General features: G+C 28.8%; 16 protein-coding genes, 1 tRNA gene and 1 rRNA gene. 3 read left to right on the top strand and 15 right to left on the bottom strand.

Annotated features, from left to right (window positions below; genetic code table 11):
- Positions 1-76 precede the first annotated feature (76 nt).
- On the top strand, positions 77-343 hold the full coding sequence (gene rpsT / locus HW276_RS08195; RefSeq protein ID WP_147004090.1) for a 30S ribosomal protein S20: 267 nt from the start codon (positions 77-79) through the stop codon (positions 341-343).
- Between the two features lie 225 nt (positions 344-568).
- Here rpsT and HW276_RS08200 read toward each other — a convergent pair whose 3' ends face one another.
- The 10 genes from HW276_RS08200 to HW276_RS08245 all read right to left on the bottom strand — a co-directional run bounded on the left by HW276_RS08200 (position 569) and on the right by HW276_RS08245 (position 10103).
- Positions 569-1198 (bottom strand): hypothetical protein, encoded by a 630-nt coding sequence (locus tag HW276_RS08200; RefSeq protein ID WP_178938103.1) that lies wholly within the window; start codon positions 1196-1198, stop codon positions 569-571.
- 6 nt (positions 1199-1204) lie between these two features.
- A complete protein-coding gene (locus HW276_RS08205) occupies positions 1205-1753 on the bottom strand; it encodes a flavodoxin family protein (RefSeq protein ID WP_178938104.1) in 549 nt (182 codons plus the stop codon).
- Between the two features lie 134 nt (positions 1754-1887).
- Entirely contained in the window at positions 1888-2985 is a 1098-nt protein-coding gene (locus tag HW276_RS08210) for an RNA-guided endonuclease TnpB family protein (RefSeq protein WP_178938105.1), read from the bottom strand.
- 371 nt (positions 2986-3356) lie between these two features.
- Complete coding sequence (locus tag HW276_RS08215) at positions 3357-4340, bottom strand: DNA polymerase III subunit delta (RefSeq protein WP_178938106.1); 984 nt, start codon at positions 4338-4340, stop codon at positions 3357-3359.
- A 184-nt stretch (positions 4341-4524) separates the two neighbouring features.
- On the bottom strand, positions 4525-4740 hold the full coding sequence (locus HW276_RS08220; protein WP_178938107.1) for a zinc-ribbon domain-containing protein: 216 nt from the start codon (positions 4738-4740) through the stop codon (positions 4525-4527).
- 71 nt (positions 4741-4811) lie between these two features.
- Positions 4812-6593, bottom strand: coding sequence for an aspartate--tRNA ligase (aspS, locus tag HW276_RS08225; RefSeq protein WP_178938108.1), 1782 nt, complete (start codon positions 6591-6593; stop codon positions 4812-4814).
- Between the two features lie 123 nt (positions 6594-6716).
- Complete coding sequence (locus tag HW276_RS08230) at positions 6717-6902, bottom strand: DUF3791 domain-containing protein (protein WP_370464634.1); 186 nt, start codon at positions 6900-6902, stop codon at positions 6717-6719.
- Positions 6903-6917: 15 nt separating this feature from the next.
- Complete coding sequence (locus HW276_RS08235) at positions 6918-7220, bottom strand: hypothetical protein (protein WP_370464635.1); 303 nt, start codon at positions 7218-7220, stop codon at positions 6918-6920.
- 17 nt (positions 7221-7237) lie between these two features.
- On the bottom strand, positions 7238-8473 hold the full coding sequence (gene hisS, locus HW276_RS08240) for a histidine--tRNA ligase (RefSeq protein ID WP_178938110.1): 1236 nt from the start codon (positions 8471-8473) through the stop codon (positions 7238-7240).
- A 94-nt stretch (positions 8474-8567) separates the two neighbouring features.
- On the bottom strand, positions 8568-10103 hold the full coding sequence (locus tag HW276_RS08245) for a hypothetical protein (protein WP_178938111.1): 1536 nt from the start codon (positions 10101-10103) through the stop codon (positions 8568-8570).
- Positions 10104-10412: 309 nt separating this feature from the next.
- Between HW276_RS08245 and HW276_RS08250 the strand changes: the two genes are divergently transcribed.
- Positions 10413-11102 (top strand): response regulator transcription factor, encoded by a 690-nt coding sequence (locus HW276_RS08250; protein WP_178938112.1) that lies wholly within the window; start codon positions 10413-10415, stop codon positions 11100-11102.
- A gap of 47 nt (positions 11103-11149) precedes the next feature.
- Entirely contained in the window at positions 11150-11839 is a 690-nt protein-coding gene (locus tag HW276_RS08255; RefSeq protein ID WP_178938113.1) for a YoaK family protein, read from the top strand.
- 94 nt (positions 11840-11933) lie between these two features.
- Here HW276_RS08255 and HW276_RS08260 read toward each other — a convergent pair whose 3' ends face one another.
- The 5 genes from HW276_RS08260 to rrf all read right to left on the bottom strand — a co-directional run bounded on the left by HW276_RS08260 (position 11934) and on the right by rrf (position 15782).
- Positions 11934-12731, bottom strand: coding sequence for an ATP-binding cassette domain-containing protein (locus tag HW276_RS08260; protein ID WP_218975045.1), 798 nt, complete (start codon positions 12729-12731; stop codon positions 11934-11936).
- Positions 12732-12976: 245 nt separating this feature from the next.
- Positions 12977-13669 carry a GTP-binding protein gene (locus HW276_RS08265; protein WP_147004103.1) on the bottom strand — a complete coding sequence of 231 codons (693 nt, stop codon included), beginning with the start codon at positions 13667-13669 and terminating at the stop codon, positions 12977-12979.
- Positions 13670-13951: 282 nt separating this feature from the next.
- On the bottom strand, positions 13952-15178 hold the full coding sequence (locus HW276_RS08270; protein WP_178938114.1) for an ABC transporter substrate-binding protein: 1227 nt from the start codon (positions 15176-15178) through the stop codon (positions 13952-13954).
- 398 nt (positions 15179-15576) lie between these two features.
- A tRNA-Asn gene (locus HW276_RS08275) sits at positions 15577-15653 on the bottom strand.
- Between the two features lie 16 nt (positions 15654-15669).
- Positions 15670-15782: ribosomal RNA gene (gene rrf, locus HW276_RS08280) — 5S ribosomal RNA — on the bottom strand.
- Between the last annotated feature and the right edge of the window lie 29 nt (positions 15783-15811).

Below are 15811 nucleotides of genomic sequence, written 5' to 3' on the forward strand. Positions count from 1 at the left end.
ATTATGTAGTTTGCACATATTTAAATTATGTGGCATTTTATTAAATAAAGAGAAATCATTGAAAGGAGAAGCATAAATGGCACACTCAAAAGCGTCTAAAAAAAGAGTTTTCATTGGTGAAAGAAATGCAGCTAGAAACCAAGCTATCAGAAGCAGAACTAGAACTTTCGTTAAAAAAGTGCTTGCCGCTGTTGAAGCTAAAAATGTCGACGAAGCTAAATCAGCATTAAGCGCAGCATACAAAGAATTAGATAAAGCTGTAACAAAAGGTGTTATCAAGAAAAACGCCGCATCAAGAAAAAAATCAAGACTTACATTAAAAGTTAATTCATTGGCAAATTAATTTTTTGCCACTGATTGATTTTAAAAAAATTTTTTTAAGATTAATGAAAAAAAGACTATTCCATTTTTTAAGGTAGTCTTTTTATTATATACTCAAACCCATTTAAAATATAACCGTTAAAAATTATATAAAACTAGAGTTTGAGTAAAATAGTTATAACTTTTGAGTTCAGTTTTAAGGCAGTTTTACTATACATATAATTTTTGAACAACTAATTATACAATTTTAATCATTTTTTCTAAAAAGTTCCCTTACTCGCAAATTATTTTTTCTCGCTTTTAAAATCCAAGAAATCGATCCTTGTACAAAATACAAAATTCTTAGCCAATTTGGATTTATATAAATATCTTCATCACTTTTCAAATTTAAAATATTGTCAGAAAACTTTTCTAATGCTATACCTAAATTTTTCAGAGGTCCTTTACCCAATTTACATTTTTTCAAATATGGCAACAACTCTCCACCACCCACACCAATTCCTTGTCCCCATTTTGCCTTAACTTTCTCGCACCAGTTCTTCATCTGCAAAATTGCCAACTGATTTTGTTTTCCTTCATAAAATCCATTATTTACTATGCAATAAATTTTGTTTCCAGATTTTATAACTTTTTCCTTCTCAAATTCTACAAGTAATTTTAGTAAATTGGATGGAATTCCATCAACATATAAAGGAAAAAGAAATATTAAAACATCGCTATTGTAGATTTCATTTTTCATTTTATCATTTAACTTAAAAGAAATTGAATAATATTTTTTTATTTCATTTTCTTTAAGTAAAGACGAAAGATAGTTTCCTAATATTTCAGAATTACTTTTAACTGCTTTTGGACTTCCATTTATTACAGTAATTTTCATATTTTATCATTCTCCCTGATCTTCTAAAAAAAAAACCTTAAAATTTTTTGTATTTAAATTCACACTATTAGCCTTTACTATTTCTTTAGCCGCCATTTTTTCACTTTGTGTCAAATTTTCTCCATAAAAATATACATTTAAATCAAATCTCGTTTTATTTCGTGCGATATGATGCATTTCCTTATTCTTAAATTTAAAAAATGGCAACAAATATGGAATTGTCCTATCCAGCACATTTTTTACAAACGGACTATAAGAACCATAGACACATTGACTTATAATCACAACTTTGTCTGATTTTGAATATAATTTTGCTAAATTTTCATATCCATCCCTAATTTTACATTTCCCAGGAGTTTTAATCCAGCATTCAAAGCACCCCATGCAGCTTTTAATTTTATTATTATCACAAATTATAAACATATCTTCATCAGCTATTATTTTCTTTTTATTTATACTTTCTTTTATTTTATCTATAATTTTTTCTTTTTTTTCAATTTTCCACTTTAAATTTTCCAATTTTTCATTATCTAAATCATGTATAATCAATTCCATGTTTTTCACCCTGTTTAAGAGTGGACTACTCCCACTTTTAGAAGCGGGAGCTTCTTGGGAAGTATCTGCTTTTGTTAGCCAAATATATTTACCAAGCTCTTCGGGCAGTCCCTGCCCTGTTTTCTTTTATTTTCTTAATATTCCAACATTGCTTTTCCAATGTTTTTTATATTCAATGCCGCATTGTAATCTCTATCAATTTCAATCCCGCAGCACTCACATTTATAACTTCTTTCTGATAATTTCAGTTCCTCTTTAATATTTCCACATTTACTGCAAGTTTTCGACGATGGAAACCACTTATCTATCTTCAAAAATTGTTTCCCTAAAAACATCAGTTTATACTCAACCATCCTCAAAAACATTCCCCATCCATTATCTCCTACACTTTTCCCAAAATTTAATGCCTGGCTCATCACTTTCATATTCAAATTTTCAACAACCACAGCATTATAATTTTCAGATAATTTTTTCGATAATTTATGCAAAAAATCCCTTCGGCAATTTTTGATATACTCATGCAATCTTGATATTTTCATTTTTTGTTTATACCAATTTTTAGAAAATTTCACTTTTCTTGACAATGACTTTTGTAATTTTTTCAATTTTTTCTCCAATATCCTAAAATATCTTGGATAATCAGCCCTTTGGTTTTCAGAACTGATAAATAATTCAGACATTGAAAAATCAAGTCCAATTACTTTATCATTACTAGCTACCTTTTGAATTTCCTTTCCAAATTCCGTCAAAATAGAAACATAGTAATTTCCATTACTGTTTGTCAATGTTACTGACTTTATCTTGTAATCCTTCGGTATTTCTCTATGATATTTTAATTTAACTTTTTTCAATTTTGGCAAAATCAAATATTTGTTTTCCTCAATTCGTATCGAATTGTTCACACAATTTGTCGTGTAACTTTTAACATTATTCTTTTTAGATTTGAATCTTGGAAACTTTGCTCTCTTTTGAAAGAAATTCGTAAATGATCGTTTTACATTCAATTGAGCATTTGAAAGTGCCAGACTATCTACTTCTTTTAAAAATTGATTTTCACTTTTCAAACTGGCAGGTGTAATTATTTTATTTTTTCCAGTTTCTTCATAAATTTTATTAGCGATATATAAAATCGTATTATAAACAAAACGAACACATCCAAAAGTCTTGTTTATCAACAATTCTTGATCTTTATTTGGATAAATCTTATATTTGAATGCTAAATTATATTTCATGAAATTACACCTCCTTTTGATTTTGAATACTATTTTTAATTATTTCTCTTCGATATTTTATACAAAAATTATATCATAGGTGTATCCTTTTTTCAATTTTTTTTACAAAAAAAGCAATTCATCTCTCACTTATAGAAAGCCTACGACTTCTTGCTATCTTTTTGTTAAATTTATATATCTTTTAAATCCTGTTTTAAAAACAAAAACTATATTTTATCTATTTTAAGAGGCTTAATCCCTTACTAAGACTAAAAATTTATGATAAATTTATTATTTACAATGGGAAGCGACATAAAATTACTTTATTGCACAAACTGATTTTATTAACTGTTTCAAGCTATATTTCTCCATTTCTATATTGAACTGGAAAATTATTTTTTCCCAAATAATGAACATATTTCCATTATCAACACATTAACTCCAGTTTCCATCTCGATTTTTCCCATTTTTATATCTCTCTCAATTTCCCAGCATCTAAAAACTAATTTTTTTAAATTTAAATTTGTATAATTTTGCTCAAGTTCCAGCTTTTTAAAAATCACATAAGAATTTGGAATTCGATTATTGGATTTAAAAACTTCCTTTATTTCTTCAAATTCCATTTTGAAAGCATTATAATTTCTGCTAAATTTTCTCCCATGTTTTTTTAATGAACTTATTTTATACATCGTTTCAAGTTCACTGTAAAGAGAATACAAAATTCCCATATATTCCTTCTTCTGCTCCAAATATCTCATTACATCCGCTGGATTATTCAACAATATATTCCGTGTCATCTCATAAATCTGATATTCCTTTTCAGCCGACACAACATTTTTTATTTTTTCAATATCAAATTTCTCTCCATTCAAAAAAACCTTAATTTTCTCCACTTCATTTCTAACTTTAAACGGATTATTTCCAATCATCTCCAGAAGCAATGCCAGATCTCTGCCATTTATTCCTAGTTCATTCACAATATAGGCCCGTATTTCCTCTTCAGTCTCCTTCTGAAACAAAAAGACTTTCATTTTCCTATTTTTTTCCAGCTCATCCAGCAACTTTTTTAACTTTGCCCCAAATTTCCCATCTTCCTTGTCATAATCAATAATAATTTCCTTATTTACTATCTCAAGATTTGCTATGTATTTCAAGATTTCCTCAATATTTTTCAGTTTTTCTGCCCTTTTTAACACAACCAGTTCCTGACTTAAAAATATCGAATTAATATTAATTTTCTCCAAAAACTGCTCGTTTTCCTTCAGATCCACATCAAAAAAACTCTCACTAATCCCCACATTTTCCTTCCGTATTTTCTCCAGAATCTCAAAATACTTAAATTCCCTCTGCTTTTTCCCTCCAATAAAATAAATCATTTATTTCCTCACACTTTTAATCTAATACTAAATCCCATTTGAAAAATAGAAATTATATTTTATTTATTTCCTGACAAGGGATCTTGACCCCTTGCATAATAGAAGTTATAATAAATCTATTATTTTAACGGGAAATAGTATAAAACCCAAAAAAATATCTTCTAATACTCATTAATTCAAATAACTAATCCTTTGGCACATCATAAACCTGACGACAAATCGGACATTCTAAATATTCTTTTCTACCACTTATTGGAAAAACTGGTATCCAAAACAAAGTAAACCAGTCACAATATTCCATAAAATTCCAGTCAGATGTGTTATTACATCTTGAGCAATGGCAGTTTTCCAATGATCCTAAATTTTTAAATTTTCTTTTTGTTCCAAATACTAAAATCATTTTGGATACTTCTCCTTTATTTTTTACATTTTTTGACAAGGAGTCAATACCCCTTGCTAATTTTTTAATTACTAATCTTCTTTTTCAACTTCCAGCAATTTCAATCTCAAATCATCTTCAAGCACTTGTTCTTCAATTCCTGCAGGTGCTCCAGTCATCAAGTCTTGTCCTTTATTAGTTTTAGGGAACGGAATTACTTCTTTTATTGAATCTTCCTTCAACATTGCCATAAGCCATCTATCAATTCCGTAAGCAAGTCCTCCATGTGGCGGAACTCCATATTTCAACACTTCCAAGAAGAATCCAAATTTGTCTTCTAATTCTTCTTGACTAAATCCTAATTTTTCAAAAACTTTCGCTTGTAAATCTTCATCGTGAATTCTGATACTTCCTCCACCGATTTCATAACCATTCAAGACAATATCGTAAGAATCTGTTTTAATTTTTGCAAGTTCATTCGTATCAAGATACTTTCTATCTTCTTCCTTAATCGAAGTAAACGGATGGTGTTGTGCTTTATATCTATTTTCTTCTTCACTCCATTCAAACATAGGAAAATCAACTACCCATAAGAATTTAAACGCATTTTTGTCAATTAATTCCAACTCTTCTCCCAGTTTCAATCTCAACGCTCCCAATCCATCATGCACAACTTTATATTTATCAGCCAAAATTAACGCAACTTCATTATTTTTAATTCCCAATTTTTCAATAATTTGTGCCAATTTTTCTTCTGAGAAGAATTTCGCAATTGGAGAATTTATTTCTCCATTTTCATTCACTTTAATATACGCCAAACCTTTTGCTTTAAAGTATGTTTTCACATAATCTTCCAAGTCTTTAATGTATTTTCTCGAGAATTTTTCCGCATTTGGTGCAACAATTGCTTTTACATTCCCACCATCTTTCAATGCATTTTCAAAAACGCCAAATCCACAATCAGCAGTTTCTTCTGACAAATCAATCAATTTCATATCAAATCTCAAATCTGGCTTGTCTGAACCATAAAAATTCATCGCATCATCGTAGCTCATTCTTGGAAATTTTTCAGTAATTTCAATTCCTGTAACATCTTTAAATACTGTCTTTGTTAATTCTTCAGCCATTGAAATCACATCTTCTTGCTCAACAAACGACATTTCCACATCTAATTGAGTAAATTCAGGCTGTCTATCTGCTCTCAAATCCTCATCTCTAAAACATTTTGCTAATTGATAATATTTATCAATCCCAGAAACCATAAGTATTTGCTTAAACAATTGTGGTGATTGTGGCAATGCATAAAAATCACCTTTGTTAGTTCTACTTGGCACGATAAAATCCCTCGCTCCTTCAGGTGTCGCCTTTGCCAAAATCGGAGTATCGACATCTAAAAATCCATTTTCATTCATAAATTTTCTAATTGAAAACAGCATATCGTTTCTTTTAATAATATTATTCAACATTTTCGGTCTTCTAATATCCAAATATCTATAAGTCAATCTCATATTTTCACTAAGATTCCCAGTTTCACTAATTTCAAACGGTAACTGTTTCGCTCGGCTTAAAACTTCAATTTTTTTCGCTTCAATCTCAATATCCCCAGTTGGAATATTTTTATTCTTACTACTTCTTTCAGCCACAACTCCTGTAACCTTCAAAACCCATTCATTCTTATATTTTCTAGCTTCCTCAAAAAGTTCACTCCCAGAAACTTCCTCATTCAACAAAATTTGAGTAACCCCATATCTATCCCTCAAATCAATAAACACAAAGTGACCCAAATCTCTAACTTTAGAAATCCATCCTGATAAAGTCACTTCTTCGCCAATATTTTCCATTCTTAATTCATTTAATTTATAATCTCTATACATTTTCTTTCCTTTCTTTATTTAATGATTTTATATTTTAATTTTTTATAAGATATATTTGATAACCTAAGTTTTTTTATTATTCTTAATTTTAATCAATAAAAATAGTCAAATCTTTTTGAATTTTCAATCCAATTCCTCTTTTTCAGCATAAATCAACTCAATATCTTCAAATGCATTTTCCATCGCTTCTATATGATACATTTCATACATATCAAATATTTTTTCAGTTACCAGAAGTTTATCCCATTTTTCTAAAATATTTTTTGCATTCTCATTTTTCCATTCTGCATATTTTTCGAGCAAATACACAAAAAACTTCATTTTTCAGACACCGCTCTCACCTCTGATATACACAGAATTTCTAGGATCTCCAGTAATTTTCTCATTTTCCCACATGTCTAAAATTACTAATGGACTAAATTCCCACATTTCCAATTCAAAATCTGAAAGCATTTCATAAGTTTCTGAATACAAAAATTTTCTCATTGATTCCATTTCACTAAATCCATATTTTTCTGAAATAAATTTTATAACTTCACTATCGTAATTTGCCAAAATATCTGAAAATATTTCTTTCATATTCATACTTTTATCAACTCCATAAACTTCAATTTTTCCCCTTTCCACAGTTTAATTTACACAACTTATTTCAAAATCTCCAAAACTTCTTCAAAGTTATATTTTTTCTGCTCCCCAGTACTAAATTTCTTAACCGTAATCACATTTTCATCTCGTTCTTCTTCTCCTAAAATCAAAACATATTCAGCATTTTCACGGTTTGCCTTTTTCATTTGTGCTCCAAAGCTTTTGGCATTGTAGTCAAAGTTTACTTTAATGCCATTTTTTCTAAGTTCATTTACGGTTTTTACAAAATATTCTTTTGTATCATCGAAATAAATCACATAAATTTTTTCTTCATTTTCAGAAATTATAGAATCATCCATTAACATCGCAATTCTTTCCATTCCAGCGGCAAATCCAATTCCGGGAACTTTCGCATTTCCTAATATTTCAAGCAATCTGTCATATCGTCCACCCGCTAGAACTGTCGCTTGTGACCCCAATTTACTCGATTTAATTTCAAAAACCGTGTCCGAATAATAGTCAAGCCCTCTAACTAATTTATCATTTACAACATAATTCACGCCCAACAATTCCAAATATTTTTTAGTATCTTCAAAATATTTTTTACTTTCTTCATCCAAATAATCATAAAGTTTTGGTGCATTTTTAAACTCTTCCTGATCACCTTTATCCTTAGAATCCAAAGCTCTCAAAGGATTTTTCTCATATCTTTTTTGCGAATCTTCACTCAATTTATCAAGTCTTTCAACCATAAATTTTTTCAAATCTTCAATATATTTTTTTCTCGACTCAACATTTCCTAAGCTATTAATCTCCACAACTAAGCCAGTAATTCCAAGTTCTTCAAGAAAATCGCAACCCATTTTAATAATTTCCGCATCTAAATAAGCACTTCTCACACCAAACATTTCCACTCCAGTTTGATGAAATTCTCTCATTCTCCCTTTTTGTGGTGCTTCGTATCTATACATTGGACCATTGTAAAACCATTTCACTATTGGAGAAGACTTATGAAATCCAGCTTCAAGATATGCTCTTACAACTCCAGCAGTTCCTTCTGGACGCATTGTAACATCTCTTTCTCCCTTATCCTTAAAATCATACATTTCTTTTGAAACAACATCAGTTTCATCTCCAACACCTCTTCTAAAAAGCTCCGTTTCCTCCAAAATCGGCGTAATTATTCGTTCAAATCCATATTTTCCAAAAACTTTTTTTGAAGCATCTACAATCGCATCGTATTTTTTTACATCGTCAGAATATCTATCTTTCATTCCTTTTAAGGCAGTTATCATAATTTTTTCCTTTCTTAATTAATATCGTCAATTTTATTTTATAAATTATTATACCACAATTGACTAAAGATTTTAAGATGTGGGATTTTTTAGTTTAATTTATTTTATTTAATTTATTTTTTTTATCTTTTTCATTTTCATTTTCTATCAAATCTCTTAAATCATTGCTTCCTTCTTCATAAATTATTTTTGCAATAACTCTCAAAATTTTATAAAGTTTTCTCAATCCGTAAAATATTAAAATTGTCAAAAGAAAAGTTTGTGAAAATAATAATGAAAATAATAAATTTATGTTTTTGTTGATTTTGTACAAACTTTTTTCCAAAAAAAGGCTAAAAACGATATTTCTTAGCAAATAAACTTGCAAAGGAATATAAATTGCAGTTGCCATGCGGATTATTTTTAATATTGAAAGTACAAGTTTTCTTATTTCAAACGAATATTTTTCCTCTCTTTGCAAAATTTTATACATAATTTTTTCTTTTGTAATAAATTCCAGCTCAAAATATCTATTTTTTAAAGTCAAAAGTAACATAAAAATTACAGAAATCAAAAACATCACATAATTAATCTGTTTTTTTATTTTCAATTTTTTATCCACAATAAAAATTTCTTTCCCTTTATCTTTTTGAAAATACCGATAACTGCTGTTTAACGGTAAATAAATTCCATTTGAAAGTTTTATAACTTTTCCTGAAATAATATTTCCGCTATAAATTTTATTTTTTGAAAAAATTTTCACAACATTATTTTTCAAATCAACATATTCACCCTTTTGTGAATTCAAATTTCCATTTTCTTCTTCAAAATTACTTCTATTTTTTTCATAATAAAGCATAAGACTGCTATTTTCCTTGACTAACAAATTTTCAACTCTATAATTTCCTTCTATTTTATTTCTCGAATCAATAATTTTCCCATCTTTATCAACCGACCATTTAAAGTGATAATTTTCATTCAAAATTTCAATAGTCGAATTTTTCAACAAATCCATATCATCCACATCATCGCTTTCCAAAATTAAAAAACTCTGATTTTTCTCCAAAAGTTTTTTTGTATAATTCTGAAAAGTAAGATTTGCCAAAAACAGCAAAATTATTCCAACTATTATTTTATCCCATTTAATATGCAAATAAAAAGCACCAATATAAAACTTTTTCGTCATCTGCACCCAAAATAGACTTGCCCACCTTATAAAAACCAAACTCATCCAAACTATGACAAATGTTATCCAGCTCACAAAAATCAATAAATAAATGTGATAATCCAAAACTTTAATTTGCCAGGCGATATTTAAAGAAGTCAATATCAACATTACATAAACCGTGATTTCCAAAAAGAATTGGGAAAAATCCATTATTTTAATTTGATTATTTTTTATTTTCAAATATTTTTTTCGCTTGTAATAAAGCTTTTTTAAATTTTTCTTAGTCTTATTTTCTTCACAAACTTTTCTTAATTTCCTTATTTCATTTTCTATTTTTTTTAACATCATAAATTTAAACTTCTCTAAACGAACATCATTTTTCAAATATTTATTTTCATTTCGCATAAGTTTTACTTTTGTAGAAATAATATAAGAAACAATAATTTTATACAAAACTTGTAAAACTTTTATAATTTCTTTCATTTTTTTCTTCTTTTCTCCTTTTTTATTTGTTATATTATATAAAAAAGACTGTCTCAAGTCTAGTCTAAATACTAAAATATTTTATTCAATTATTTTTTTCAACTTAATTTTTAAAGAAATTGAATATTTAAACATACACTCAGACCTATTCAAAATTAAACTATTAAAGATTATACAAACTTAGTATTTAAGTAAAATAGTCATAGTTTTTGAGTTAAGTTTTACTATAACATAAAAATTAATGTTTATATTTTAAGAAATTTATGATAAAATTTTATTATATTAGTTTTGAAAAGAAGTGAGGGAAATATGTATAAAGTACTGATTGCAGATGATAATAAGCAAATTGTGTCAATACTTTCAGAATACTGCAAAAAAAATAATTTTACTGTAAGTACTGTTTTTGATGGAGAAGAAGCATTAAAGGAAATCGAGAAAAATAAGTTTGATATAGTTTTGCTGGATGTAATGATGCCGAAAAAAGATGGATTTGATGTGTGCCGTGAAACGAGAAAATTTTCAAATGTTCCAATTATAATGATTACAGCACGTGGAGAAGATTACGAAAAAATAATGGGGCTTGAAATTGGGGCAGATGACTATATTGTAAAACCATTCTCGCCAGGAGAAATAATTGCCAGAATAAATGCAATTTTGCGTAGAATAATGCCTAAAAATGATCAAAGTGAAAAAATCTTTACTTTTGACAATCTTGAAATTGATTTAAATAATTTTACAGTAAAGGTAAATGACGAGATAATTTCATTGACAAAAAAAGAAATTGAAATTTTATGGACTCTTGCAACAAATCAGAATAAAGTTTTTACAAGGGAGAATTTGTTAGACTTAATTTGGGGATTTGATTATTTTGGAGAAAGCCGTACTGTTGATACGCATATAAAAAGGCTTCGTGCAAAATTAGACAACTATGAGCATAAAAAATGGAATATTAAAACAATTTGGGGTGTTGGGTATAAATTTGATATTTTAGAAAAATAATAATTAATTTGAAGAAAAAAAAGAAAAGAAAGGAGCAGATTTTTTTAATGAGTAAAAAAATAAAAAAAATTTTATTTAACGGAGAAGAATATCCTCCTGAAACATTTCGATTAGGAATGATGCTGTGTATGGTTGGAGGATTTATGGATGCATACACATTCATTACACGTGGAAAAGTACTTGCCAATGCACAAACTGGAAACATTGTCTACCTTGCAATAAATTTAGGAAAAAGAGAATGGGTAAAATCCTTTGATTACTTTATGCCAATTTTATTTTTTGCACTTGGCATATTATTTACTGAACTTATAAAAACGAAATTTGAAAAACATAAGATTTTCAGATGGCAGCAAATCGTAATAATCTATCAGATTATAGTAATGTTTTTTATTTCTTTCATACCAAGCGGAAACTGGAACATTATCGTAAACATAATCATGTCCTTCATCGCCGCCATTCAGTATCAAGGCTTCAGAAAAATCAGAGGTCTTGCAGGAGCCACTACAATGTGCACAGGAAACCTACGAAGCGGAATGGACAACTTAGTTAAATACATCAAAACTAAAGACAAATCACATTTACAAAGTTTCTGGATATATTTAGGCTTAGATGGATTTTTCCTTATCGGATCATTACTTTGTGTAATTTTAGTAAATATTTATGGGATAATTTCTCTATTAATTTGCTGTATTTTGCTAATTTTTGTATTTATAATAATGTTTAAGAAAACTATTTAAAAAATAAAAATTATATTTTACAACAAGGGGTCTTGACCCCTTGTAAAAAAATTTATAACTATCCTACTGTTTAGATGTGAAACAAATCTCTCGACTAAAATTCATTTCTCAAAATTTCCCCTTTTCTTAAATCACTTCTCATTTTCTGAATGACATCATCCATTTCATCCAGTTTTTTCAAAATTTTCTTTTCTTCAGCACTTGTTGTAATAATTTTACTAATTCCCCCATTTTTTATTATAATCCGTTTATCTGCTATTAATGCCAACGTTGGATCATGTGTTGCCATTAACACAATCTTATCTGAAGAAACAAGCAATTCCAAGGCTTTTTTCCTATCAATTCCAGCATTTTCAATTTCATCAATCAAAACAATTGGAGATGAACTTAAAATTGCAGTATCAGCAATCATCAAGGCACGAGACTGTCCACCACTTAAAGCTGTAATTGCAGTAGTTAAGTCAAATTGCTCTCCAGCCAGCTTATTTGCCGCACTAATGATCTCTTCCACAGTTTCATCAATGTTTTCAATCATTCGGCTTTGTGCATGCAGTTCCAGAAATTCCTTTACTGACAAATCCATAACAAAATTCATATTTTGGGATAATTGTGCGACTAATTTATTATTTGAAGAATAACGCCATTTTTTATCTGGAAATTCACCATTTATAAGAATCTGACGCTTTGTCGGCGTATCCTTCTGGGCAGTCCATTCGATGTCAGCAAGAAGTCTTGATTTTCCAGAACCTGTAGGTCCTACAATTGAAATAATTTCTGATTTATGAATATCAAGCCTTTCAAACCCCTCTTTATTTCCCGATTTATCTTGCCCAGCGACAATTGTAAGCACATCAATCGAATTTTCATCTTCCATTCCCAAAAATAATTTCATTTGCTCAATATAGTCAACTAAACTTTCCTCAATTTTTTCCACATCTAATGCAAAATCCTCAATTTTATCTTCTGCAAAAGTTACAATAAATTCGTGAAAAGTACTATTGTAAAAAGTTTCCACAGGCAAGTTATTTTCAGTAAAAAAATTCTCTGCAAACGGATATTTCTGAACAAGTTCACTAATACTTAATTTATTTATCAAATCTTTTTTTTCATATTTTTTCCTTTTTATTAATTATTTTTTTATTGCTGTAAATTCATTTTTCTAACATTACCCATCTGATATTTTTCCCCAATTCTCTTTTCTCCCAGACAATATGAACAAAGTGCCGATGGCATCGGAAATCTAAGTTCCATTCCTTGAACACTGTCTATTTCCAGCTTTTTCTCATAAAGAAGCGTACTCAATTCATAAGCTCCCTGTCCAGTAAGCCCATTAACATGCATAGTCACAGCCTTTGGATTTACAGAGTTCACACGTGAAGCAAAAACTTCTCTTTCAGCTTGCGAAACAATATCTCCCTTTGTAATAATAACAATATCCGCAGCCTTTAATAACGGTCCAATTTTCTTTGGAGTATTAATTCCTGATAAATTATCAATCACACAGACTCCCTTTATATCCTTAATATACGGAGAACATCTATTACAAAGCCCTGCCGATTCTGTAATTAATATTGAAAGCCCAAGACTTTTCCCCCATTGCACAACTTCTTCAATATTAGACACAAAAAAGTGATCTGGACATAAAGCCCCAGAAATTCCCTTTTTTACAGGAATCCCTGCCTTCGCATACAATTTATCATCATCCGTATAAAGGCAGTCAAATTTTACCACTCCAACCGACATTCCCTGCGATTTCAAGGCTTCCACAGTTTTTAAAATAACACTCGTTTTCCCTGAAGATGGCGGACCTGAAAATATTATTAAATTCATAATTTCTTCTCCTTTTTTCTATTTTTAAAAATTAAAAATCTAAATCAATACAACATTTCTTCAATCTCTAATTCTAATCTTTACATTCATAATTGTCTATTTCTTTTTTATTTCTTAGTTATTTCTAAAAATTTATTTTCTTTACTTTCTATTTTTATCTTTACTGCCACAAATCCTGAATTTCTTTAATCTTTAATCAATTTAATTATTTTTAAATATCCAAAAATTTCAATAAATATAAATTTTTTCAAAATTTTTTATAATTTTTATCAATGTTTTACTTTATTGTTCAAGACTTTTTTTCACATCATTATTAAATTCCTCTTCACATTCACGAATAATTTTTCCAATATCGTGACTATAGATAAAATCCCATCCAATCCATTTGAAATTTTGATATTTTTCCAAATGATTATCCACATTTGGATTTGTTGACGGAAATTTACCATTTGCAGAAAAAATCGTTCCAATTTCATTTGACATAAATAACTCCATAAACGGCTTAATTTTATCAGCCTTCGATTTTTTAGTAATCATAAATATTGGACTTAACAAAGCCCCATCTTTAGGCCAAACAACTTCTAAATCTCCTGTTCCATTAACCATTTGTGAAAAGAAATATGGAATTATACTAACTGCAGGTGCTTCAGGTGTTCTAGTTCTAGCCTTTACCATTTGAGCTGGATGCAAACTTTTTTTATAAGAACGAGCCAGCTTATGAATCCCATCCATTCCAAAATCCTTATAAAGATTAGCAAGCAATGCATTAAACAAATCTAAATCAGCCATCGGCAATGCAACAGAATCTTCAAATTCTTCACTTAATAAATCTGACCAAGTTTCAGGCATTTTTCTATCACCCAAAGAAGTTTTATTCACCAAAAATATTGCTGGAACAACTCCCATTATTGCATAACGCTTTTTAGGATCTCTCAAATCAATATTTTCATTACAAAAATCACTATTCATATCTTCAATATACGTCTCAAAAATCCCATTTTCCATATACTGACCCATCAAATTTTTATCAAAAAACAGCTCAAATCCAGCCGAAAGCAGCACATCTGAAACCTTATCAGGATTTCCTGTCTTAACTTTTTCCACAACCCAGTCAAGTCCCAAATTCGCCGATTTCAAATTATACGAAATAAAATAATCATTTTTCACATTTTGCTCATTTACCCAATCCTTAATTCCCTCCAAAAGCGGTATTCTAATAGGACAAGGCAAAACTCCCTCAATGATTAAATCACTATTTTCATCAGCCTTACTTTCATCCAAAGAAACATCAATATCCGCATCCTTTTTCAAAAACATTTTTAATTTCTCAACAAACAATTCCTGATTAATCTTTTTAGACATAAGTGCCATTCGCAACTTAATATTTTTCCCCATAACCTCAAGCATCTGCTTATTTTTAAGCTGCTCAAACCCATTAGCAATAAAAAAATCTAAAGCCTCAGGATATTTTTTTATAATCTCATAAAGCGTATCATCTAAATTAAACATACTACATTCTCCTAAATTTCTCTATTTTTTATTTTGATTTTAAAACAATTTTATTATGAGTGAATTATAACATAAAATAACAAAAAAAAGTGTAATATATATTACACAAATTTACAAATATTTATCTAATACTTAAATTCTATTTATACTATTTCCTATTAAAATAACAGATCTATTATAAATCAAAATCTCGACCTTTTTTTAAATAGTATCTAGTAAATAATCAAAAAATTATCATAGTATAGTGAAACCTATTTAAAATTATATAAATTTAAGGTTTGAGCAAAATAATTATAATTTTTAAGTTCAGTTTTAAAGTAGTTTACTATAAATAAAAAAAACTCCGCTAAGGAGAATATGACATGACAAAAATAAATTCAATTCTGCAAATAAAAAAATGGCGTCCCCGGTTGGACTCGAACCAACGACCCTCTGATTAACAGTCAGATGCTCTAACCGGCTGAGCTACGGAGACACACATATTTAAAAAAGTTTGGCAACTACCTATCTTCCCAGGACGAATCCAAGTATTTTAGGCACTAACAGACTTAACTGCCGGGTTCGAAATGTTTCCGGGTGTATCCCTGTCGTTATCATCACCAAACTAGATATATATACTGTCCATTAAGACAA

It is taken from the genome of Leptotrichia sp. oral taxon 417, assembly GCF_013394865.1.
GTDB lineage: Bacteria > Fusobacteriota > Fusobacteriia > Fusobacteriales > Leptotrichiaceae > Leptotrichia > Leptotrichia wadei_A.

What these genes read in the sequence shown, in the direction of transcription:
- rpsT (WP_147004090.1), top strand. Translation starts at nt 77, where the DNA reads ATGGCACACTCAAAAGCGTCTAAAAAAAGAGTTTTCATTGGTGAAAGA.
- HW276_RS08200 (WP_178938103.1), bottom strand. Translation starts at nt 1,198, where the DNA reads ATGAAAATTACTGTAATAAATGGAAGTCCAAAAGCAGTTAAAAGTAAT.
- HW276_RS08205 (WP_178938104.1), bottom strand. Translation starts at nt 1,753, where the DNA reads ATGGAATTGATTATACATGATTTAGATAATGAAAAATTGGAAAATTTA.
- HW276_RS08210 (WP_178938105.1), bottom strand. Translation starts at nt 2,985, where the DNA reads ATGAAATATAATTTAGCATTCAAATATAAGATTTATCCAAATAAAGAT.
- HW276_RS08215 (WP_178938106.1), bottom strand. Translation starts at nt 4,340, where the DNA reads ATGATTTATTTTATTGGAGGGAAAAAGCAGAGGGAATTTAAGTATTTT.
- HW276_RS08220 (WP_178938107.1), bottom strand. Translation starts at nt 4,740, where the DNA reads ATGATTTTAGTATTTGGAACAAAAAGAAAATTTAAAAATTTAGGATCA.
- aspS (WP_178938108.1), bottom strand. Translation starts at nt 6,593, where the DNA reads ATGTATAGAGATTATAAATTAAATGAATTAAGAATGGAAAATATTGGC.
- hisS (WP_178938110.1), bottom strand. Translation starts at nt 8,473, where the DNA reads ATGATAACTGCCTTAAAAGGAATGAAAGATAGATATTCTGACGATGTA.
- HW276_RS08245 (WP_178938111.1), bottom strand. Translation starts at nt 10,103, where the DNA reads ATGAAAGAAATTATAAAAGTTTTACAAGTTTTGTATAAAATTATTGTT.
- HW276_RS08250 (WP_178938112.1), top strand. Translation starts at nt 10,413, where the DNA reads ATGTATAAAGTACTGATTGCAGATGATAATAAGCAAATTGTGTCAATA.
- HW276_RS08255 (WP_178938113.1), top strand. Translation starts at nt 11,150, where the DNA reads ATGAGTAAAAAAATAAAAAAAATTTTATTTAACGGAGAAGAATATCCT.
- HW276_RS08260 (WP_218975045.1), bottom strand. Translation starts at nt 12,731, where the DNA reads ATGAAATTATTTTTGGGAATGGAAGATGAAAATTCGATTGATGTGCTT.
- HW276_RS08265 (WP_147004103.1), bottom strand. Translation starts at nt 13,669, where the DNA reads ATGAATTTAATAATATTTTCAGGTCCGCCATCTTCAGGGAAAACGAGT.
- HW276_RS08270 (WP_178938114.1), bottom strand. Translation starts at nt 15,178, where the DNA reads ATGTTTAATTTAGATGATACGCTTTATGAGATTATAAAAAAATATCCT.